This is a genomic window from Acinetobacter sp. WCHAc010034, assembly GCF_001696615.3.
Classification (GTDB): Bacteria; Pseudomonadota; Gammaproteobacteria; order Pseudomonadales; family Moraxellaceae; genus Acinetobacter.
This window is the reverse complement of record NZ_CP032279.1, coordinates 1-20,520: the sequence shown is the minus strand read 5'-3', so window position 1 is coordinate 20,520 and position 20,520 is coordinate 1. Positions and strand designations below refer to the sequence as shown.

General features: G+C 48.8%; 20 protein-coding genes. 5 read left to right on the top strand and 15 right to left on the bottom strand.

Annotated elements, in window-relative coordinates; translation table 11 throughout:
- Positions 1 to 10: 10 nt before the first annotated feature.
- The 5 genes from BEN74_RS01370 to BEN74_RS01350 all read right to left on the bottom strand — a co-directional run bounded on the left by BEN74_RS01370 (position 11) and on the right by BEN74_RS01350 (position 7,295).
- Positions 11 to 3,181: an efflux RND transporter permease subunit gene (locus BEN74_RS01370; protein ID WP_416240765.1), complete on the bottom strand. Its 3,171-nt coding sequence runs from the start codon at positions 3,179 to 3,181 to the stop codon at positions 11 to 13.
- Positions 3,171 to 4,424: an efflux RND transporter periplasmic adaptor subunit gene (locus BEN74_RS01365; protein ID WP_068910461.1), complete on the bottom strand. Its 1,254-nt coding sequence runs from the start codon at positions 4,422 to 4,424 to the stop codon at positions 3,171 to 3,173. Before BEN74_RS01365 ends, BEN74_RS01370 begins: the two co-directional genes overlap by 11 nt.
- A 1-nt stretch (position 4,425) precedes the next feature.
- Entirely contained in the window at positions 4,426 to 5,781 is a 1,356-nt protein-coding gene (locus tag BEN74_RS01360; RefSeq protein WP_068910462.1) for a TolC family protein, read from the bottom strand.
- Between the two features lie 49 nt (positions 5,782 to 5,830).
- Positions 5,831 to 6,202, bottom strand: coding sequence for a cation efflux protein, CzcI-like (locus BEN74_RS01355; protein ID WP_416240781.1), 372 nt, complete (start codon positions 6,200 to 6,202; stop codon positions 5,831 to 5,833).
- A gap of 724 nt (positions 6,203 to 6,926) precedes the next feature.
- Positions 6,927 to 7,295 (bottom strand): NirD/YgiW/YdeI family stress tolerance protein, encoded by a 369-nt coding sequence (locus tag BEN74_RS01350; protein WP_171404876.1) that lies wholly within the window; start codon positions 7,293 to 7,295, stop codon positions 6,927 to 6,929.
- A 176-nt stretch (positions 7,296 to 7,471) separates the two neighbouring features.
- On the opposite strand from BEN74_RS01350, the gene BEN74_RS01345 reads away from it, so the two are divergent.
- Positions 7,472 to 8,893, top strand: coding sequence for a cryptochrome/photolyase family protein (locus tag BEN74_RS01345; RefSeq protein WP_068910475.1), 1,422 nt, complete (start codon positions 7,472 to 7,474; stop codon positions 8,891 to 8,893).
- Between the two features lie 84 nt (positions 8,894 to 8,977).
- Here BEN74_RS01345 and BEN74_RS01340 read toward each other — a convergent pair whose 3' ends face one another.
- The 8 genes from BEN74_RS01340 to BEN74_RS01305 form a co-directional block, all read right to left on the bottom strand.
- Positions 8,978 to 9,157, bottom strand: coding sequence for a hypothetical protein (locus BEN74_RS01340; protein WP_068910476.1), 180 nt, complete (start codon positions 9,155 to 9,157; stop codon positions 8,978 to 8,980).
- A gap of 85 nt (positions 9,158 to 9,242) precedes the next feature.
- The gene (locus BEN74_RS01335) at positions 9,243 to 11,021 is read right to left on the bottom strand and encodes an amidohydrolase (protein WP_068910464.1); all 1,779 of its coding nucleotides are present in this window, start codon (positions 11,019 to 11,021) and stop codon (positions 9,243 to 9,245) included.
- A 255-nt stretch (positions 11,022 to 11,276) separates the two neighbouring features.
- On the bottom strand, positions 11,277 to 11,711 hold the full coding sequence (locus BEN74_RS01330; RefSeq protein ID WP_068910465.1) for an I78 family peptidase inhibitor: 435 nt from the start codon (positions 11,709 to 11,711) through the stop codon (positions 11,277 to 11,279).
- 247 nt (positions 11,712 to 11,958) lie between these two features.
- Entirely contained in the window at positions 11,959 to 12,180 is a 222-nt protein-coding gene (locus tag BEN74_RS01325; protein WP_068910466.1) for a hypothetical protein, read from the bottom strand.
- Between the two features lie 530 nt (positions 12,181 to 12,710).
- Positions 12,711 to 12,902, bottom strand: a complete 192-nt coding sequence (locus tag BEN74_RS19575) for a hypothetical protein (protein ID WP_068910468.1) — start codon at positions 12,900 to 12,902, stop codon at positions 12,711 to 12,713.
- 233 nt (positions 12,903 to 13,135) lie between these two features.
- Positions 13,136 to 13,249, bottom strand: coding sequence for a hypothetical protein (locus tag BEN74_RS19880; RefSeq protein ID WP_086374371.1), 114 nt, complete (start codon positions 13,247 to 13,249; stop codon positions 13,136 to 13,138).
- Positions 13,250 to 13,301: 52 nt separating this feature from the next.
- Positions 13,302 to 14,165 (bottom strand): IS982 family transposase, encoded by an 864-nt coding sequence (locus BEN74_RS01310; protein WP_068907692.1) that lies wholly within the window; start codon positions 14,163 to 14,165, stop codon positions 13,302 to 13,304.
- Between the two features lie 427 nt (positions 14,166 to 14,592).
- A complete protein-coding gene (locus BEN74_RS01305; protein ID WP_068908353.1) occupies positions 14,593 to 14,826 on the bottom strand; it encodes a hypothetical protein in 234 nt (77 codons plus the stop codon).
- A 256-nt stretch (positions 14,827 to 15,082) separates the two neighbouring features.
- On the opposite strand from BEN74_RS01305, the gene BEN74_RS01300 reads away from it, so the two are divergent.
- Positions 15,083 to 15,565, top strand: coding sequence for a CinA family protein (locus BEN74_RS01300; protein ID WP_068908350.1), 483 nt, complete (start codon positions 15,083 to 15,085; stop codon positions 15,563 to 15,565).
- A 147-nt stretch (positions 15,566 to 15,712) separates the two neighbouring features.
- Positions 15,713 to 16,333: an aminotransferase gene (locus BEN74_RS01295; RefSeq protein ID WP_068908347.1), complete on the top strand. Its 621-nt coding sequence runs from the start codon at positions 15,713 to 15,715 to the stop codon at positions 16,331 to 16,333.
- A gap of 59 nt (positions 16,334 to 16,392) precedes the next feature.
- Here the strand turns inward: BEN74_RS01295 and prpC are convergent, their stop codons facing one another.
- On the bottom strand, positions 16,393 to 17,529 hold the full coding sequence (prpC, locus tag BEN74_RS01290; RefSeq protein ID WP_068908345.1) for a 2-methylcitrate synthase: 1,137 nt from the start codon (positions 17,527 to 17,529) through the stop codon (positions 16,393 to 16,395).
- Positions 17,530 to 17,533: 4 nt separating this feature from the next.
- Positions 17,534 to 18,418 (bottom strand): methylisocitrate lyase, encoded by an 885-nt coding sequence (gene prpB / locus BEN74_RS01285; RefSeq protein WP_068908343.1) that lies wholly within the window; start codon positions 18,416 to 18,418, stop codon positions 17,534 to 17,536.
- 236 nt (positions 18,419 to 18,654) lie between these two features.
- On the opposite strand from prpB, the gene BEN74_RS01280 reads away from it, so the two are divergent.
- Positions 18,655 to 19,305 (top strand): TetR/AcrR family transcriptional regulator, encoded by a 651-nt coding sequence (locus tag BEN74_RS01280; protein ID WP_068908341.1) that lies wholly within the window; start codon positions 18,655 to 18,657, stop codon positions 19,303 to 19,305.
- Positions 19,306 to 19,420: 115 nt separating this feature from the next.
- On the top strand, positions 19,421 to 20,341 hold the full coding sequence (argF, locus tag BEN74_RS01275; protein ID WP_068908339.1) for an ornithine carbamoyltransferase: 921 nt from the start codon (positions 19,421 to 19,423) through the stop codon (positions 20,339 to 20,341).
- The last annotated feature ends 179 nt before the right edge of the window (positions 20,342 to 20,520 follow it).

Genomic DNA, 20,520 nt, shown 5'->3' with positions numbered 1-20,520 from the left:
AAACGAAGCGCTAAGCGGATTTTATTTTTTCATTCATCCAGCGGTAAATCACCGGCAGCAGCACCAGCGTCAGCAGGGTCGATGAAACAATCCCGCCAATCACCACCGTCGCCAATGGGCGCTGCACTTCCGCGCCTGTGCCGGTAGCCAAAGCCATCGGCACAAAGCCCAATGAAGCCACGCAGGCGGTCATCAGCACCGGGCGCAGGCGCAGCACCGCGCCATGCCATGTTGCATAATGAATATCGTACTGCTGGCGCAGCTCTTTAATGAAAGTCAGCATCACCAAGCCGTTTAAAACCGCCACGCCAGACAAGGCGATAAAGCCGATACCGGCAGACATCGACAGCGGAATATCCCGCAGCCAGATCGCCATTAAGCCGCCGCTGAGCGCAAACGGCACGCCGCTGAACACCAGCAGGCATTCTTTAATGTTGCGGAACACCGCCAGCAGCAGGATGAAAATAGTCAGCAGGGCCAATGGCACCACCAATTGCATTCTGGCCTTGGCCGACATTAAGTTTTCAAACTGCCCGCCGTACTCCAGCCAGTAGCCGCTCGGCAAGGCTTGCGCGGACAATTTGCTTTGCAATTCGGTGACAAAAGAGCCTAAATCTCGGCCTTCGACATTGGCAGTGATCACTACACGGCGCTTGCCGTTCTCACGGCTCACCTGATTGATGCCTAGAATATTTTCCACTTTGGCCACGTCCTGCAGCTGAATCAGGCCGCCGTTCGGCAGCTGCACGGGAAGCACCGCCAGCTGTTCGGGGCTGCGCTGCGACTCATCCAGCCGGATGACAAAATCAAAGCGCCGGTCGCCCTGCAGAATTGAACCGACATTCTGCCCGCCGACACTGGCTGAAACTAGATCCTGAATGGATTTAACCGACAGGCCGTATTGCGCCGCCCTGGACTTGTCAATTTCGACATTCAGCAAAGGCAGTCCGCTGGTTTGCTCGACGTTAACTGCCGCCGCGCCGGCGATGGACTGAACCTGCGCGGCGATTTTATTGGCTTCACTGTTCAGCACTTCCATATCATCGCCAAACAGCTTAATGCCGACATCGCTGCGCACGCCGGAAATCAGCTCATTGAAGCGCAGTTCAATCGGCTGCGAAAACTCGCTGTTATTGCCCGGCAAGGTGGCTAAAAAAGCAATCATGCGCTGGCGCAGCTCATCGGTGCTTTGCTTGGCATTCGGCCATTCATCGCGCGGCTTCAGCAAGACAATGCCGTCTGAAATGTTTGGGGGCATCACATCGGTAGCGACTTCGGCCGTGCCGGTACGCGCAAAGATCGCCTTAATTTCAGGGAATTCCTTCAGCAGAAGCTTTTCGGTATTTTCCTGCATGCGCAGCGACTGCTCTAGGCCAGTGCTGGGCGAACGCATCTGCTGCACGGCAAAATCGCCTTCGCTCAGCTGCGGCGCAAACTCGCTGCCCATCTGCGAAGCTAAGATGCCGGTCAGCACTAAAATGCAGCCGGCGGCGGTCAGCACAAACAGGCGGAACGCATAGGCCCGGTCTAAAAGCGCTTCATATTTGGCTTTCAGCCACAGCATCCAGCGGCTTTCCTTTTCCTTAATTTCGCCTTTGACAAACAGCGCCACGGCAGCCGGAACAAACGTCACGGACAGAATCATCGCGCCGACTAAAGCCAGCACCACCGTCATTGCCATTGGATGAAACAGCTTTGCTTCCACCCCGGACAGCGCGAAAATCGGCAGATAGACCACTAAAATAATCAGCTGGCCAAAAATCAGCGGGCGCCGGGCCTGCTTGGCCGCCAGAAATACTTCCCTAAAGCGCTCTGAGCGCGTCAGCAGCCGGCCGTGATGCTTCTGCGCCTCCGCCAAGCGCCGGATGCAGTTTTCGACAATCACCACCGCGCCATCGACAATAATCCCGAAGTCCAAAGCGCCTAAGCTCATCAGGTTGGCGCTGATTTTCTGCTCCGCCATGCCGGTTAAGGTAAACAGCATTGACAGCGGAATTACGCAGGCGGTAATCAGCGCTGCGCGGAAATTCCCCAAGAAAACGAACAGGATCACTATAACCAGAATAGCGCCTTCAATCAGGTTCTTCTGCACGGTCGCAATTGCCCGGTTAACCAAATGTGTGCGGTCATACACGGTTTCAATCACCACGCCTTTGGGCAGGGACTGCTGAATCGCCTGCACTTTGGCGTCAATCGCCTGCGCCACGGTGCGGCTGTTTTCGCCCATCATCATCATGGCGATGCCTAAGACCGTTTCTTCGCCGTTATAGGTGGCCGCGCCGGTTCTTAAGTCATGGCCGATGCTGACGGACGCCACATCTGCAACCCTAATCGGATAGCCGCTTTTATTGGCGATGCTGATGTTCTGAATGTCTTCAAGCGTGTCCAAAGTGCCCGGCACACGCACCGTCAGCTGCTGGCCATTTTTTTCAATATAGCCCGCGCCGCGGTTTTCATTATTTTCGGTCAAGGCCGCCTGCAGGTCTGACAGAGGAATCTGCAGCTGCTGCAGGCGGTTCAAGTCCGGCGCCACCACATAGGTTTTGTTAAAGCCGCCGATGCTGTTCACTTCGGCAACGCCTTCCACGCGCTGCAGCTGCGGGCGCACAATCCAGTCCTGAATTTCACGCAAATCCATCGCGGTGTACGGCGTCCCGTCCGGCTTGCGCGCATCCGGCCCGGCCTTGATCACCCATTGGTAAATTTCGCCCAAACCGGTGGAAACCGGCGACATGACCGGCTGCACGCCGTCCGGCATTTCGCCCTGCGCTTCCTGCAGGCGCTGATTGATCAGCTGCCGGGCCCAATAGATATCCGTGCCGTCCTTAAACACCACCGTAATCTGCGACAGGCCATAGCGTGAAATGGAGCGCGTCTGCTCCAGTTTCGGCATGCCGGACATGACGTTTTCTATGGGATAGGTAATCCGCTGTTCAATTTCCAGCGCGGTAAAGCCATTGGCCTGGGTATTAATCTGCACTTGGGTATTGGTGATGTCCGGAACGGCATCAATCGGCAATTTCTGATAACTGTAAATTCCGATGGCAATCCACGCCGCCGCGAACAGCATGACCCAAATGGCATTTTGAATGGCAAACTGAATCAGCCTGTCAAACAGGCCTTCCGGCTCAGGAAGCGCCGCGTCTTCCGGGCTGGGGGAATCCGGCATGTTAGTGCGCATGAGAAGCCTCCCCCTTTTCCAGTTCAGATTTCAGCAGGAAGCTGCCGTTGGCTGCATACTGCTGGCCCTGCTTCAGGCCGGAAATGACTTCAATCCAAGGGCTGTCCCCAGCGCTTTGGCCGAGCTGCACCGGCTGCGCGGTAAATTCAATTTTTTCGCCATGCGCAGAAGCGATAAATACCGCATCCTGCCCCTCAACCTTTTGCACGGCGGCTTTTAAAATCCGCAGGGCCTGGCCTTCAGATTTCCGCTGCAGCATCACGTTGACCATCAAGTTCGGCCGAAGCTCCGATGCTTTCGACAGCACTTTCGCACGGATCTGCAGGCGTCCGGTTTGCGTATCCGCTTCGGTATTCAGGCTTTGAATCACCGCCTTGAACACATTTTCAGTCTGCAGCGATTTAAACTCGATTTCCTGATTTGGCGCCAAGGCGCTGAATTCGCTGTTCGGCACAATAAATTCCAGCCAAAGCTGATCCAGCTGGTCAATCACAAAAAGCTGATCCGCCAGCTGGACATTTTCGCCCAGCACCAGATCTTTTTTGCTGATCACCCCGGAAATCGGCGCCTTTAAAACATAGCGCCCCTGCGTTGAGGCGGCTGCGCCATAAGCGCCTAGGCGCGACTGGGCCGCCTGCACCTGAATCTGCGCCTGCTTATAGCTGTTATAGGCTTTTTGATAATCCTGCTTGGCGGAAATGCCCTGCGACCACAGCTGGCGCTCGCGCTCATAATCCTGCTTGGCCAGTTCAAGATTGCTCTGTTCAATGCGCAAATTGGCCTGCTGATCGACCAGCTCAGGCACCAGCAAGGCAGCCAAAGGCTGGCCTTTTTTCACGTTTTGCCCCAGCTCTACATACACCGCTTCCACATGGCCGCTGAAGCTTGGCGAAACATGCGCCTGCTGGTCTGTATTGACGCTCAGCTTGGCGGGATAGGCATTGACGCTCAGCACAGCGCCCTGCTCAACTTTGGCCAGCTGTATGCCCTGTTCAGCCAGCTGCTTTGCCGTTAAAGCCACGCCTTCTTCATGCCCAGCCTCACCCTCTTGGCCTGCTTCAGCATGCTCTTCCACACCTTCAGCGGGCCCGTGTCCATGCTCATCTGCAGATTCAGGCTTGTTTTTGCCTGCAAACAGCAAGCCTAAGGCAGCAAGCAAGGTGATGCCGATTGCCAAAACAATCATCAGCGGCTGTGAAATTTTTCCGCTGTGTTTTTTTAACGTATTTTGAAGCTTCAGCATGTTAATTTCCCCCGCCGATGACCGGCATGGCCTGTATGTCCTGCCATAAATTCTGATTGATTTCCGCCACGGCGTCTTTGGACATCACGGCGCTTGGCGCAATGCCTAAACTTAGGCTTTCCGCTTCCAGCGCTTTTTGCCAGCCGTCTTTCAGCAACTGAATTTTGCGCAGGCGCACTTCCTGCAGCTGCAGCGTGGCCTGCTGCACATCGGTTAAGGCAAACTTTCCGGCCTGAAAGCCCTGCAAGGTTTTGCCCTGCACCTGCACCGCCAGCGGAATTTGCGTCTGATCGACTTCATTGAACTGCACTTCCAGCCCCTGCAGCTCAGTCAAAAGCGTGCCGATTTGCAAGGCATTCTGCTTTAAATAAAAGTTCTGCTGGCGGGACAGCAGCGCCTGCTTGGCTTGCGCAATCTGCAGGCCATGCTGCTGCCGGTCAAAAATATGCAATGGAACGCTCAGGCCAACCACAAACTGGCTGTCTGTTTCGGCACTGGCTGTACGGATGCGGTTCACGCCTGCATTCAGGGTCGGATTCGGCCGGGCTTTGGCCTTCAGCGCATCCACTGTCAATTCAGATTCCTTCAGCTGCAGAATGCGGTATTTTTCCATGTAATTGTCCGCAAGGTTGTCCTGCACCTGCCGGTGCGCAGCCGCGGGCCACAGCTTCTGAGCGCTTAAATTGACGGAAATATTTTTATCCGGCGTGCCCCATACATTGGAGATCTGCTGCGCCGCCACCTGCAGCTGCAGGCCGGCCTGGCGGAACAGGCGGATGTTTTCCGCATGGCTCAAGCGTGCGCGGTTGACATCAACCTCGGCCAAGCTGCCGGCCTGAAAGCGCTTTTGTATGGCATTCAGGTTTTCTTCGCTGACCTGCAGCTGCGCTTTGACAATGCTTTTTTCCAGTTCTGCAATGGCCAGCTGCGACCACAGGTATTTCACCGCCAGCTGCAGTTTGGCCTGATAGATTTTCTGATCCAGCGCTGTTTTATCTTGCGCAATGCCGGCCAGTTTCTGATTGGCCTTGCGCTCGCCAAAAATATCCAGCGGCTGGGAAATTCCGATGGATAGCTCCTGATCCTGATTGGCGCCAAAACCGGTCTGCTCTACAGACAGCTCTGGATTTTTAAACAGCCTGCTCTGGCGGATATTGCTTTGATTGATGCTGTTTTGAGTTTCCCAAAACTGCTGGGCGGCCTGATGTTGGCTGGCCTGATCAACCGCCTGCTGCAGCGTCAGGCTTTGGCTGTGCGCCAAGGCGCTGCCGAACACGGCGGACAGCAGCAGGCCTGAGCCGAATGCAGCCCGCGGCAGAGTCAGCGCTGCGCGCCGATTGCTTTGATTTTTTGACATGAAAATGCCCCACACATAATGAAATTAAATGCGGCGGGCTTGGATTTGGCTACCCCGCCAGCAGCGGGGACGGCATTGGAGGCGGGCTGTTCAGCCCTAAGTCAGGCGACTGATACAGATTAGACCAGTCTATTTCAAATTTCTGAATCACTTCCGCTGAAAGCGGCTGAAGATAGCTTGCATCGGCTTCATTCAAAATCAGCTGCGCATAAGACGGCAGATGATCATGATGGTCATCTTCTGCAAACGCCAGAAGATCTTCCGCATGCGCCTTTATTTCATCTATGCATGCTTTGGCCGGCTGATGATGGCCGAAATGGCTGACGCTGGCCTGCTTTTGACTGTATTGGGCGCTGCCCGAAGCGTTTTCATGCACGCAGAAAGCCGCCGCTATATTCCATAAACTTTGAAATATAAGCAAACTGAACAAGACGGTGATAAAAATGCCTTTCGGTTGAGTCAAAAGCGTTCTGCTGCAAATAAAAGCCGAACCATCATACGAATTTTTCAGGTGTTATAAAATTACAAAACCGGCTTTCACCGGATAAATTGGCCTGCGTTGCAGCCGTTAAGCTAAAATGCGTTCAGCATCTGACTGCAGGCAGTAGAAACTGGCCGCCCCGCCTGAAGCTGGCCAGCAGAAATTTCAGGCGGATGGCTGGCTTGAATTTCCCGCTTAAACCATATGCAGCTAATTACCTGAAATAGCTACCACACACAAACTAATAAAAGCATATTTTATGGGAGATTATGTGTAATACAGATTTCAAAACTCAGCTATATGATGGCTAAGTTTTCTTGAAAGACTCTGCGAAATCCTTTCAGCTTCGAGTTTCATAGAATTTTGAGTAAAATAAACTTCGGATACGCGGGTGCGGCATGGATGCCGCGCGTTGCCCATCACGGCAAGGACGCCGTGTATGGGCAACAAAAGGCTTTTGTCCACTTTGGGTCTTTCCAAAGTGGAGATATTGCCTGCACAAAGCTGTTTAAACATTTAAAGCAAAAATGAGGCAGTGCAAGCACCATCGTGAATTGCTGAAATAGTTAACACGACTAAAACCTCATGAAATCATATTTCATAGGCAATTATTCGTAATACAGACTTTAGGATTTAGCTATAGCGTCCAAAAAAGCCTGATCCCTTATAAAATATCGACCTTAACCGCATCAATATCGGTAGGCTTAGCACGGTGCGTATCCACTTCACCGTAAACCCGCACTTTAGTCCCCGGCTTCAGCTGCGCCGGGCTAGCCAGCTTATGGTCAATATCGACCGTAATCGTTCCGCTTTTGTCCTTTAAAGTATAATGCTCATGCTTAACCTCACGGACAATGGTGCCTGTCACAGCCACCGCAGTTTCATCTGCAGATTTGGCGGCTTGAGCCACTGTCACGGCGTTCTTTCCTGCTGCTGCGATAATGCGCAGATCTTCCGCATCATCTGCAAAAGCTGAAACTGAGAATGCAGCCATTAAACTGCCCATCATTAATGCTGTTTTTAATTTCATCATGTCTTCCTCTGTTTTCAGATGTTGTTAAATGCTTTATACCCCAATGGATATATTGCTGTTATTTGAAGAAATTTCAAGCAAAATGCATTTGTTTTTTGCGCAGGCCGCCTATTGTTTCAAGGCATTTTTTCAGTATGCTGTATTCTTTTGGCAGGCTCTATGAAGGCAGCGGACTTATGCAGTTAATCTGGTTCCGGCAGGACTTGCGCGCAGCCGATCATGCGGCGCTTTGGCATGCAGCGCAGGCTGGCGCGTGCATTGCAACGGTGTTTATTTCCCCTGAACAGTGGGCGCGGCATGACGAAGCGCCAGCCAAAGGTATTTTTTACCTGCGTCAGCTGGAAAGCCTAAAAGCGCAATTAAATGCCTTAAATATTCCATTAATCATCCAGCATATTCCCTTATGGAAAGATATTCCAAATGCGCTGCGCCAGCTGTGCCTTGAGCTGAAAATTAGCTGCGTGCACGCCAATATTGAAATTGGCGTCAATGAGCTGAAAAGGGACTTTCAGGCGCAGCAGGCCTTAGCGCAGCGGAATATTGCGCTGGAGCTGCATCATGACCGCACAATTTTTCCAGTAGGCACAATCCTGAATCAGTCAAATCAGCCTTATCAGGTGTTCAGCGCATTTAAAAAGCGCTGCTATGAACGGCTGAGCTTAGGGCTTCCAGGCTGCTATCCGCCGGCAGAAAAACAGGAAAAAATGCCACTCAGCCAAAGCCATTTCAATGCACAGGCAGAGGCGGCACAGCTTTATCCGGATCATGCTGCGCATCTGCTGCAGGCGCTTTGGCCGGTGACTGAACATTATGCCTTAGAACTGCTGGATCAGTTTGTGCAGGATGATCTAGACCGCTACAAGGCGCAGCGGGACTTTCCGGCTCTTGAGGCGACCAGCCAGCTGTCGCCTTATCTGAACATCGGCGCGATTTCAATCCGGCAATGCCTGCAGGCGGTTTTCAGACAGCAGCAAGGCCATTTCCATATTAATAACGCCAGCCAGCAGACTTGGCTGGATGAGCTGCTGTGGCGGGAATTCTATCAGCATATCCTTTTTCATTATCCGGCCATTTCCAAGCATCAGCCCTTTAAAATCAGCACGCAAAAGCTGCAATGGCGCGATGCTGAACAGGACTTAAGCGCTTGGCAGCAGGGCCAAACCGGCATCCCGATTGTCGATGCCGGCATGCGCCAATTGCTGCAAACCGGCTGGATGCACAACCGCGTCCGCATGATCACAGCAATGTTCCTGAGCAAAAATTTACTGATTGACTGGCGGCTGGGCGAAAAATGGTTCATGCAGCATTTGATTGATGGCGACTTGGCGGCCAATAACGGCGGCTGGCAATGGTGCGCATCGACCGGAACCGATGCTGTGCCTTATTTCCGGATTTTCAATCCGGTTTCGCAGTCGCAGAAATTTGACCCGGATGGCGATTACATCCGCAAATGGGTGCCGGAATTGGCGCATTTGGATGCAAAGCGCATACATGAACCCTATGCGGGCAAGCATGATCCGGCTTTAGATTATCCCCAGCCAATTGCCGATTTAAGCCTGTCGCGCAAGCGGGCCATTGAAGCCTTTAAAGCAATCTGATTAATGCAGAACAAGCCCTGATTTAAGGGCTTGTTCTTTTGAATGCGCCTGCAGGCGCATAGCGTTAAAGCCTGAAGCAGCGCTTTAATGATCCACCTTGCTTAAAGCGACGGAGGTCAGAATAGGAATGCCGAAGCATGGAAGCAGCAGTAAAATCCAGTATTCCACGACCGGCTTTTCAAAGGCAAAACTAATAAAAACTGCACCGACTGCCAGTACAATCAGTATATATCCTAAGAATGTTCCAAAGAATTTCGCTGGCATTTTAACCACCATCCATCATAAAAGGTATATTCAGTATATACCTTATATTTTAATAATCTATGCGATTTATAAATTTAAAAACCAATTATTTCAATGACTTTTGATAAATTAATTGGCCTTCTTTATAGGTTGCCAGTATTTGAATGTCTTTGAGCCTGTTCGGCTGCACAGTAACCGGGTTATCGCTGAGAATTACAAAATCGCCCAGTTTTCCAGCACTTAGCGTGCCTTTCTTATCCTCTTCAAAATACTGATAAGCGGCCCAATCGGTCATGCTCTTGAGCGCAATATAGGGGCTGACACGCTGATCTGCGCCTAAAAGCTTGCCGCTGCGCGTGACCCGGTTTACCGTTGCATCCAGCATCATCATGCTTTTTGGCGGAATAACCGGCGCATCATGATGCTCGGTAAAAATCATGCCGCGCTTTAAGGCCGAGCCGGTCGGTGAAATGCGCGCCGCGCGCGCTTCGCCTAAAGTCTGGCTGACATGCCAGTCGCCCCAATAATAGGTATGCAAAGAAAAAAATGACGGAATTAAGTTCAGCTGCTTGGCTTTGTCCAACTGGTCTTCGCGCATGGTTTGCGCATGGATAATCACATTGCGCCGGTCTTTCGCCGCATGCGCCTTGCCGGCTTTCTCAATCGCAGTTAAATACTGGTCAACCGCGGCATCGCCATTGGCATGCGCCAGTATCTGCCAATTGTTCTGAAAGGCCAGATTAATTAAATTCTGCACGGTCTGCTGCTGCGGAAAAGCCGGATAGCCGCGGTACGTTTTAGGCAGTCCTGCCGGCGGCACAACATAAGGCTGCGTCAGCCATGCCGTTTTCCCCTGCGGCGAACCGTCTAAGCTGATTTTCACCCCGCCAATGCGGAAATGGTTTGCATACTCGCGGCTGCTGCCTTTTTCCAGCATGTAGGCCTGTTCTGAACTGATATCCGGATAAGCCACAACATCAATCGGCAGCTTATTGCGCGCAGCCAAGCTGCGCCAGAGCTCTGCCGTGCCGCGGTCTGCGCGGCCTTCCTGCACGGTGGTATAGCCATTTTCCACATAGGTCTGCACTGCTTTCAGCGCCATTTTTTCCATGACTTCCGGCGGCACAGTTTTAAAGGCTGTCATCATCGCCTGAATGACTGCGCTTTCTTCCAATACGCCATTCGGCACGGTGCTGCCTGCCACCCGGCGGATCACCCCGCCCTCCGGATTCTTGGTATCGGCATTAATATTCAGCAGCTCAAGCGCTTTATGATTCGCCGAAGCCAAATGCCCGGACTGATGCAGAATTAACACCGGCTGATCTTTGGAAACCAGATCAAGCTCGTCTGCAGTAGGATGCCTTTTCTCCTGCAGTTCGGCATCATCATAGCCATTGCCCATAATCCAGCCTGAAGTGGCCTGCACAAAGTCCGGATTCTTCTGCGCCCAGTCTTTAAGCTCATTCAGCAATGAAGGGATATTGACCACTTTGCCGTCCGGCGGCGCATATAAATTTGCAACGGTCTGCTGCATTCCGACTGAATTCGCATGGCTGTGTGCATCAATAATGCCTGGTATGGCGGTTTTGTTTTTCAAGTCGAGCTTTCGCGCCTGAGGCGCCAGTTTACGGGCTTCAGCTAAACCGCCAGCAAAGCGGATCACGCCATCTTCAATCAGCAAAGCTTCCGCATAAGCAGGCTGAGCGCCTTCCATGGTTAAAATCGGCCCGCCGTAAACCAAAAGGCTGCGCTCATTTGCAGCTGAATGCGCTGAGCCGTTCGGAGCCGGTGCGGAAATGGATGCGCAAGACGCCAGCAGCGCGGCCTGCGCAATTGCAGTGAGTTTCAGTGTACTGGAAAATGGCGTTTTTATTGGTCTTTGCATGACTTTATTCTCCAAACTTCAATGATTTTATTAAGTTACATTATCAAGAATTTATATCAAAAACTGCAGCCTGCAGGAGCCAGCTCCCCGGCCGATCTGCATAAAATGCCCTGAACTGATGCATTGCCGCCGTGCAGGCAACTGAAATCTGCAAGCCCGCTGATCAAAGCATTTTTCTGAACATTCCGATGATCACAAAAACCAAAGCACTTCAGGCAGAAGCAATGCCTTTACAGTCAGGGCATTCCAGGCTGCCTAGCCGCAAGATGCGTGGGTGATTTTATTGGAAACCGGATCAATGCTTACTGTAACGCGGTCATCGCGGTAATCCATTGTGACAGCCTGGCCCGGCTCCACGCGGCGGACAGTCTCTGACTTTGTCAGCTGCTTGATTTGCGTGTCGCTTAAGCCGGTTTTTCCGACTAACTTTTGCGCTTCTTCAGGCAGGCAATGCGCCTGGCTTGCGCGGAAGAATGCCCACTCTTCAACAACTGCGCCATTCGGCAAGCGGCAGTAGCCGGCTTGGCCATTCGCTTCATCCTTTATTTCCAGTTTGCCACCCTGCTCTATACAGTATTCACTTGCAGGATTGGCCATGCCAACTTTATGCGGATGCGCCGCAGATTTATCCATTGCAGAACAGGCTGCCAAAGAAGAAACCGCCATTGCCATTAAAATGATCTTTTTCATAAATTTAACCCGCTAAAAATTAAAGAATTTATCAGATGATCACGGAATTTTGTGTCAATTTTTGAAACAGGCGGTTCTCATGCGCTTTACCTAGCCAGTCAAGCTTCTGCTGCCTTATGAAGATAAGGCTTCTGCGGCTTAATTCAGGACTAGGTCAGCTAAAATACAAAACGCCCGATGAAGCTCATCAGGCGTTTGCTTGAAATACAGCGCCAAGCCATTTCAGCGCTAGGCATTGGGCAGATGCTTATTTTGCGGCAGCTGCGCTGGCAGCCGAACCTTCCTGCTCTAACGGCGCTGCGTCAATCATATCCGGGCTGACTTCAATTGATGTCACTGCAGAGGCTTCGCTTGCTGATGCTGCCGGCGCTTCCGCCTGTTCTTGCGCTTCCTGTTTTTTCCCGCACGCCGCCAGCGTCAATGCTGCAGCAGAAACTAGAATAATCAGGCCAGTTTTTAAATTTATCATCGGATTGCCTTTAATTTAAGGTTTTGAAAAATTGACACAATTGTAGTCAATTTTTTTAAATGCGGGGAGATATCATTGTATGTGTTTGTTAAAATTTAAATAAAAAAATACCCATGCAAAGGTTGCATGGGTAAAACTGGGAATATCCGCAAAACAGAAACTTACAGCCTAAATTTCTGATGAGCATTTTCAATATTTTAGGCATTTTGTGCATTGGCAAAAAATGCCATATTTAAATATTTATAAATAAATTTATCTATTATTAAATATGGCTAATGAATTTTAGATTCCAGCTGGACTTGCAGCCTGCCAACGAGGGGCTAAGACGGCTGCGCATAAACAGGCGGTGCAAAGATACGCATGCATCAATCTGCTGCTTTCTAAATGCCAAAGCCTTTATTATTCATCTAATTGCTTTAGCCTTTGAGTATCATTATAAAATTAAGCGCCGCAGTTTTTCAGTGCGCTAAAATGCGTATTTGCATGTGAATTTTCAATCTATTTTTTCAGCATTCAGTTGAGCTGAACTTTTATGAAAATGACCAAAGCTTATAAAATTCCTGAATGTCTGACTCCAGAAACTCATCGCTGGCCGTGTCATAAACAAAGGACTTTTGGTCCAATAAATATTCACAGTGCTGTTCTGCAACATAGTGCTTAAGAAAATTTTTAAATTTTTTCGCATGTTCAGGAAGTGCCTGTTCTCGACCCCAAAGAATCATTTCCGTCCGCCCTAGCTATAAATGCAATTTCACAAATTATATTCAAAATGTGATGAATGTCAACTTTTTACAACTATTCTGCTAAACAGAACAAAGCAACAGTTTTATTACAGCAGCATCATTTTGTTAATTATTCTTTGTTTTTAAGCACATAAAAAAAGAGCAAGGCTTGCGCACTGCTCTTTTTTCCAGCTTCTTCCTGCGGAGTTTTTCTTAACTCTTCACAGCTTGGCCTAGACAGGATTGATAAAATAGAAATAAATAATCAAAAAGGCTAAGAGTACAGTCGAGAGAGTTAAGTAAATACCGGCAGTATTAAAACTTTTGATAAATTTTAAAATTTCCATAAACCGCAAACCATTAACAATTAAGTAACCTGAGTTCGACTTAATATGCTTACTAATTAAGCATATTTCTAAAGGCCGGCTTATTCGGTGATAAACAGTAAGAAACTATTGCAGCCATCAGATTGACCATAAAATTATTAACCGAACGATGCCGGGTATGGTCAATCTGATGCAGGTTTTTCAGCTGATCATTCACTGTTTCAATCAATCCCCGCTTTGAGAGAAGCTGTTTTTCTTCCTCGTTATATTCAGGCGGATTCTTCATATTCTTACGCCCCATGGTTAAGATCTTAATGCCTTGCTGAGATAAGCTTTCAGCCTTGGCTTTACTTATATATCCCTTATCTGCGAGTAAAATTCCACTTAAGCCTTTGCTTAACACATCCAGCATTTTGACATCGTGAACATTTCCTGATGTAAATGCAATATTGATAATTTCACCTAATTGATTGATAACCATATGCAATTTAAATCCGTAGAACCAGCCCATACTGCTTTTTCCCCGCTCTGCCAGGCCTTTAAAAACTTTATGCCTTGCAATGCGGCGGTTATGGCAAACGGGCAGTTTAGTTGAATCAATTAAGCTGATCCCGGTACATTGGCCTTTAATTTGATGAAAGAAGCAAGTTAACGCTGTGAGGCATTGAGGCAGCAACTCAATCATTCTGTTATAGCTGGGCAGTGCAGGAAAAGCTGATTTCCAGAAAGGCTGAATCATATGGCTGTAATAATACTTGAAGAACCTGAAACCGGACTGATGAAACAGCACAGCGATTGTCATGATCTCGGACAGGCAGAGGGCCTTGGCTCTGCGCCGCCTTGGCTGGCGGTCTGAAATGAGGGCTGTATTTAGCGCGGATTCAAAATCTTTGCAGAAATCATCTATTGCACAGAAGATTTCAGTAATATAATCCATAGGAAAGCCTTTATTTTGTGATTTTTTGTCTTGAGAACCAAAATCTTACAACTTCAAAGGCTTTTTCTTTGTTTCTTTTTTATATCGAACTCAGGTTAAGTAAATTATATAACATTTTCTTTCTTAAGTTTTCACAAACCGTACACTTTATGAATTAATAATGCGTAAATTTCAGAAATTCACGCGCGCCGGCGCATATTTCGGCTGGCAGCTTCAATCCTGACCTATTGATAATTAAATATGAATATTTATATAATTTTTAATGACTTAAAGATAATAATTGGAGATTTTTCCGGTTTTAGTGAAGCTCTGATTAACAGTTCAGGCTCATTCTTAATTGCAGGTTTTGAGTTGTTTTTTAATAAAAAGAACCGCGCTTATTGAAATAAAGAACCTTTCATCGCCAGGTTCTTTATTTGCTTTACGCTTATTGCGCAGCCAATACTTTGACAATAATGGTCTGGCTGTCTTCCTGCTCTTCCGCCAAATACAGGCGCTTCAGTTCCTTGCTTTTCACTTTGAATTTATGATTCTGATAGGCAATTTCCGCCGGAATCTGATCAAAATACTGATTGTCAGCATCAATCTCCTCCTGAAACAGCGGCGTTCCTAACTGGTAATCCGAGCTTTTCAATACCACATATTTTACAGTTGTTTTCATTGTTTCAGCCTATTTCCATAATGCACTTTATTTTCAGTTTTACCACTCTTTGGCATTGCTTTAAACCTTTAATTTCCTTTTTCGAACATCAAATGAACAACTATAAGCATTGGTTGCGCAATGCTGAATCCGTTTAGATGCAAAATGCATTTCTTGCAATTTAAACTGCTGTTTTTTTCAACTTTCTGACAAAAAATAATTTAAAATGCATTTTGGCGCATTCATTTTTGGAAAATGCAAAGCTTTGAGAAATATAATGATTCTAAAACAATGCTGTGATGCGCTGGAGCAGCGTAAATTAACCATCGCGTTTATTGAAAGCGCCAGTTCGGGCTATTTATCCAGCCAGTTTTCCATTTTCAAGAACAGCGGCGCAGACATTCTGCTCGGCGGTTTGGTCAGTTATGATCCCAGCATTAAAATTTCGATTCTGCATATTCCTTCCGCTTTAATTGAGCAGCATACAGCGGAATCTGCCGAAGTCACCCAAGCCATGGCGCAGCACGGCAAGCGACTGTTCCCCCATGCAGATTTCATTGTCGCCTGTACCGGGCTGCTGAAACCCGGCGGCAGCGCAACCGCAGAAAAGCCAGAAGGCACATTTTATCTTTCCATTTTATGCAAGCAGCAAATCTTCAACTTTTATTACCTGATTTCAGGAACGCCTTTGCAGCGCTTGAATCAGCTGACTGATTTTACGGCCAAAGAAGTGCTGCATCTTATTCAGGCGGAATACTGAATTCAGTCATACAATATAGCTAAAGCGCTGGCCTGATGCAGGCGTGATCCTGCGTTTCCCGGCAGATTTCTAAAAATTCTTAACAAGCCATCCATTAAAACTTCACTATATTCAAAGAAAGTAAGCAGATAACATCTGGAGTTCAACATGAAAATACCAAGAATTCTTTGCAGCGCATTTATTCTCTCCGGCATTTCCCTGCCGGTTTACGCCACTGTCGGCGGCCCGCAGCATATTGAAGTGCTGGGCTTAGACCAGAAAGACCAAAAGATTTATGTCATGCGCCATTTTGAAGATGGCCGCGGGCGCTTGCCGCAGCTGTATTATTACCAGCTGAACAGCAGCAAGCCGGCAGCGCCGATTCAGGTGAAATCACTGTATATCAATCCTAAAACCAAAAAGATTGATTATGATCAAGACAGCGCGCGGTTTGATCAGGAAATTGCAAAAATTAAAAAGCGCTTGGCGCCGCTTAAGCCTATTCACCACAGCAATGCAAGCATTCAAATTTTAACCACTAAAAATGGCACCGCCAAAGCATGGTATGACCCGCAGGAAAGCATTGATAAATGGACTTATCAGTATCAGGTGAAAAGCAGGCCATTAAAAAGCCCGGTGCAGACTGCAGAAAGCTATAAACAAGGCTTAAAAATTTCCCAAGCCTATAAAGTGCCTCAGCATCAGAATATTTTGGTCACAGTCAAATATTTGGGCATTCCATTTGAAACAGGCTATACCATTGAAGATCCGGTTTTGCTTACCAAATAAAGCCCAATAAAAAGCCTCAAAACTGAGGCTTTTTATCTCTCTGAACTTTTAAAGCCTGCTTAGGCAGCGGAACGCGCTGCAATCGGTACTACTTTGCGCAGTTCTGGGCCGGTATAGTCCGCGCTTGGGCGGATAATGCGGTTGTCCGCGCGCTGCTCCATCACATGCGCAGCCCAGCCGGTAACACGCGACATCACGAAGATTGGCGTAAACAGCTTGGTTGCGATATCCATGAAGTGGTAAGCCGATGCATGGAAGAAGTCCGCATTGCAGAACAGTTTCTTCTCGCGCCACATCACTTCTTCGCAGCGCACAGACACCGGATACAGCACAGTATCGCCCACGTCTTTGGCTAAGCGCTCTGACCAGATTTTAATGATGCCGTTGCGCGGGTCATTGTCCTTATAGATGGCATGGCCAAAACCCATGATCTTTTCCTTGCGCTCCAGCTTGCCCAGCATTTCGCGCTCAGCTTCTTCCGGAGAAGTCCAGTTTTCAATCATTTCCATCGCTGCTTCATTGGCGCCGCCATGCAGCGGGCCGCGCAGCGAGCCGATTGCGCCGGTAATGCAGGAATGCATGTCTGAAAGCGTTGATGCGCAAACGCGCGCCGTGAAGGTTGATGCGTTGAATTCATGCTCTGCATACAGAATCAGCGAAACGTTCATCACCTGCTCATGCAGCTCGTTCGGCTTTTCACCGCGCAGCAGATGCAGGAACTGCGCGCCGATTGAATCGTCATCGGTATTTTCTTCAATGCGCACGCCGTCATGGCTGTAGCGGTACCAGTAGCAGATGATTGCCGGCAGCGTGGCTAAAATGCGGTCTGCAGCGTCCTGCTGTTCTGCAAAAGACTTTTCTGTTTCTAGGTTGCCCAGCATCGATACGCCGGTGCGCATCACATCCATCGGGTGCGAGTCAGCAGGAATGCGCTCTAAAACTTCCTTCAATGCCTGCGGCAATTGGCGCAGCGATTTCAGCTTTGCCTTATAGGCCGCCAGCTGCTCAGCCGACGGCAGTTCACCAAAGAAAATCAGGTAAGCGACTTCTTCGAACTGGCAGTTTTCCGCCAAATCCTGCACGTCATAGCCGCGGTATGTCAGGCCCGCGCCGCTTTTGCCTACAGTTGAAAGTGCGGTTTTTCCCGCAACCTGTCCGCGCAGTCCTGCGCCTGTGAGTACTTTTCCTTCAGCCATTTTATTATTTCTCCTGAGTAAACAGCTTGTCCAGTGTGTTTTCAAAAGTGTGGTAGTCTAAAAACTCATACAGTTCTTTGCGCTGCTGCATTTTATCCAGCACATTCACCTGCGTGCCGTCCTTGCGGATTGAGTGCATGACTTCCAGCGCGGCTTTCTGCATGGCGCGGGTTGCCGACAGCGGGTACAGCACCATGCGGATGCCCTGCTCCGCCAGCTCATCTGTGGTGTAATAAGGGGTATCGCCGAATTCGGTAATATTGGCCAAAACCGGCACGCCGACTGCATCGCATACAGTGCGGTACATGGTAATGTCGGTCATCGCTTCTGCGAAAATCGCATCGGCGCCGGCTTCTACGCATGCGCATGCGCGGTCAATCACCGCCTGCAAGCCTTCTTTCTGCAGGGCGTCCGTGCGCGCCATCACCACGAAGTTTGAGTCAGTCTTGGCGTCCACCGCGGCTTTAATGCGGTCCACCATTTCCTGCTGGCTCACAATTTCCTTATTCGGGCGGTGGCCGCAGCGCTTTTGCGCAACCTGATCTTCAATATGCACGGCAGCTGCGCCGGCGGCGATCATTTGCTTAACACTGCGCGCAATATTGAACGCGCCGCCCCAGCCTGTGTCGATATCGACCAGCAATGGGGTATCTACGCGCTCTGTGATACGGCGGACATCTTCTAAAACGTTATCCAGACTGGTCATGCCTAAATCAGGCAAGCCATAAGAATAGTTGGCGACACCGGCACCCGAAACATAAATGGCTTTGTAACCCACCTGTTTGGCCATCATTGCTGCATAAGCGTTGACTGTACCGATGATTTGTAATGGTTTTTCCACTTCTAGAGCTTGTCTAAATCTTAAACCTGCAGACGTTTGTTGTGTCATATTCCCTTTCCACAGTGATCACTTTATTTATTGAGGCTTGAGTATAACCATAAAAATATGGCCGGCTACGGCCTATTAGAATTTTTGCTCTAAAACTTTAGTCAAATATTTTTGAAATGTATAATATTATTTCGTTACAGCATGATGACCTTCCGGCCGCGAACAGTGCAGCACTTTGTGCAAAGATTTGCTATAATTGCAAGCATTTTCCACACATTGACAATATTATTTCCAGTATGCACGACTTAGCTCAGTTAGAACCCATCGCCCGTGATTTGCCGCAAACTAAGCGCGGCCATGAACGCTGTGTTGCGCTTCTGGAAAGCGGTGCTGAGCTGTTTCTGGAACATGGCTATGATGCCGTTTCTTTGGATGATATCGTCAATCATGCCGGCGGCTCCAAAGCCTCTATCTATAAGTATTTCGGCAATAAAGAGGGGCTGTTTACCGCGATCTGCGATTACCGCCGGGAACAGTTTTTCAAAGATATCTGCATGCCTTTTGACTTTGAAAAAGACAATCTGCGCATCTATCTGATTCAAACGCTTTTCAATTTCAAAACCCACATTGTGCGGCCCGAAAACGCCGCGTTTATGCGCTTGATTATTGAGCAGGCGCAGCGCAATCCGGAACTGGCCCTCTATATTCATGAACAGGGCCCAAAGCATATTCAGCAGGCAATTGCCTGCGCGCTGGCCAAAGCCGATGAATTTGGCCTGATTCATTGCAAGCAGCCGATTTATTCCGCGCAGCTGTATTTCGGCATCATCCGCAATATTGAATGGCGGGTTTTAATGAATATTCAAATTCAGGAAGATGATCAAGAAACCATCAAATACATTGAATATGCCGTAGACCGCTTCCTTGAAGGCCATCAAAAAGTCTAGTTTTTTTGCAATTTCCTTTGCATATAGTATATTAATCGACTCTCTTTTTTCTTTTCACCAACCAACAACTAATTGTTGTTTAGTTTTTTGATTCAGCAATTATTGTGGAGTAATCATGGCTCTGCGTCACTTCCTGACTTTACGCGATTTATCGACTTTAGAACTTAACCAGATTTTACAGCGCGGCATCGAACTTAAGCGCAAACAGCACCGCAATGAAGTTTTTCAGCCATTTCCCGGCAAAGTCATGGGCATGATTTTTGAAAAATCCAGCACCCGAACGCGTGTATCGTTTGAAGCAGGCATGAGCCAGTTCGGCGGCAGCGCGATCTTCCTTTCATCGCGCGATACCCAGCTGGGCCGCGGCGAACCGATTGAAGATTCAGCCCGCGTGATTTCCAGCATGCTGGACATTGTCATGATCCGCACCTTCGGCCACGATATTGTTGAACGCTTTGCATCTTATTCTACAGTTCCGGTCATTAATGCCTTAACTGACGACCATCACCCTTGCCAGCTTTTGGCTGACATGCAGACTTTTGCTGAACACCGCGGCTCCATTGAAGGCAAAACCGTTGCCTGGATTGGCGACGGCAACAATATGTGCAACTCCTATATTGAAGCTGCGCACATGTGGGGCTTTAAATTAAAAATCGCCGCGCCTAAAGGCTATGAGCCGCAGCAGCAATTCCTGGCTGAATTCGCCCACTGCGCAGAACTGGTCGGTTCAGCAGAAGATGCTGCCGTCAATGCTGACCTGATTGTGACTGACGTCTGGGCCAGCATGGGACAGGAAGAAGAACAGAAAATCCGCGAAAAAGCTTTTGCAGACTACCAAGTCAATGAGCGCCTGATGGATTTAGCCCACCCGGACTGCTTATTCATGCACTGCCTGCCTGCGCACCGCGGTGAAGAAATCTCTGAAAATATGCTGGATCACAAAAATGCTGTGGTTTGGGATGAAGCGGAAAACCGCCTGCATGCGCAAAAAGCGCTGGTTGAGTTCCTCATTAACGAGAACCTCAAAAAAGACTAAGCATTTATTAAGATAAAAAAGCGCCTCCGGGTGCTTTTTTTATGCGCAGCTGGCTATAATCAAAGGCATAATTTCTATAAGAGATTTCAATATGCCTTTAAAAAAGATTTTTCTCGGTTTAAGCAGCTTGGCTTTTGCAGCTCATCTCCTGGCCGCACCTACTGAGCTTGATCAGCATC

Bases quoted from the DNA above. Each gene is read 5' to 3' on its own strand.
- BEN74_RS01325 (WP_068910466.1), bottom strand. From the start codon at position 12,180: ATGATAAATTTAAAAACTGGCCTGATTATTCTAGTTTCTGCTGCAGCA.
- BEN74_RS01335 (WP_068910464.1), bottom strand. From the start codon at position 11,021: ATGCAAAGACCAATAAAAACGCCATTTTCCAGTACACTGAAACTCACT.
- BEN74_RS01370 (WP_416240765.1), bottom strand. From the start codon at position 3,181: ATGCGCACTAACATGCCGGATTCCCCCAGCCCGGAAGACGCGGCGCTT.
- BEN74_RS01360 (WP_068910462.1), bottom strand. From the start codon at position 5,781: ATGTCAAAAAATCAAAGCAATCGGCGCGCAGCGCTGACTCTGCCGCGG.
- argF (WP_068908339.1), top strand. From the start codon at position 19,421: ATGGCTCTGCGTCACTTCCTGACTTTACGCGATTTATCGACTTTAGAA.
- BEN74_RS01365 (WP_068910461.1), bottom strand. From the start codon at position 4,424: ATGCTGAAGCTTCAAAATACGTTAAAAAAACACAGCGGAAAAATTTCA.
- BEN74_RS01340 (WP_068910476.1), bottom strand. From the start codon at position 9,157: ATGCCAGCGAAATTCTTTGGAACATTCTTAGGATATATACTGATTGTA.
- BEN74_RS01345 (WP_068910475.1), top strand. From the start codon at position 7,472: ATGCAGTTAATCTGGTTCCGGCAGGACTTGCGCGCAGCCGATCATGCG.
- BEN74_RS19880 (WP_086374371.1), bottom strand. From the start codon at position 13,249: ATGGAAATTTTAAAATTTATCAAAAGTTTTAATACTGCCGGTATTTAC.
- BEN74_RS01295 (WP_068908347.1), top strand. From the start codon at position 15,713: ATGAAAATACCAAGAATTCTTTGCAGCGCATTTATTCTCTCCGGCATT.
- BEN74_RS01310 (WP_068907692.1), bottom strand. From the start codon at position 14,165: ATGGATTATATTACTGAAATCTTCTGTGCAATAGATGATTTCTGCAAA.
- BEN74_RS01280 (WP_068908341.1), top strand. From the start codon at position 18,655: ATGCACGACTTAGCTCAGTTAGAACCCATCGCCCGTGATTTGCCGCAA.
- prpC (WP_068908345.1), bottom strand. From the start codon at position 17,529: ATGGCTGAAGGAAAAGTACTCACAGGCGCAGGACTGCGCGGACAGGTT.
- prpB (WP_068908343.1), bottom strand. From the start codon at position 18,418: ATGACACAACAAACGTCTGCAGGTTTAAGATTTAGACAAGCTCTAGAA.
- BEN74_RS01305 (WP_068908353.1), bottom strand. From the start codon at position 14,826: ATGAAAACAACTGTAAAATATGTGGTATTGAAAAGCTCGGATTACCAG.
- BEN74_RS19575 (WP_068910468.1), bottom strand. From the start codon at position 12,902: ATGATTCTTTGGGGTCGAGAACAGGCACTTCCTGAACATGCGAAAAAA.
- BEN74_RS01330 (WP_068910465.1), bottom strand. From the start codon at position 11,711: ATGAAAAAGATCATTTTAATGGCAATGGCGGTTTCTTCTTTGGCAGCC.
- BEN74_RS01300 (WP_068908350.1), top strand. From the start codon at position 15,083: ATGATTCTAAAACAATGCTGTGATGCGCTGGAGCAGCGTAAATTAACC.
- BEN74_RS01350 (WP_171404876.1), bottom strand. From the start codon at position 7,295: ATGATGAAATTAAAAACAGCATTAATGATGGGCAGTTTAATGGCTGCA.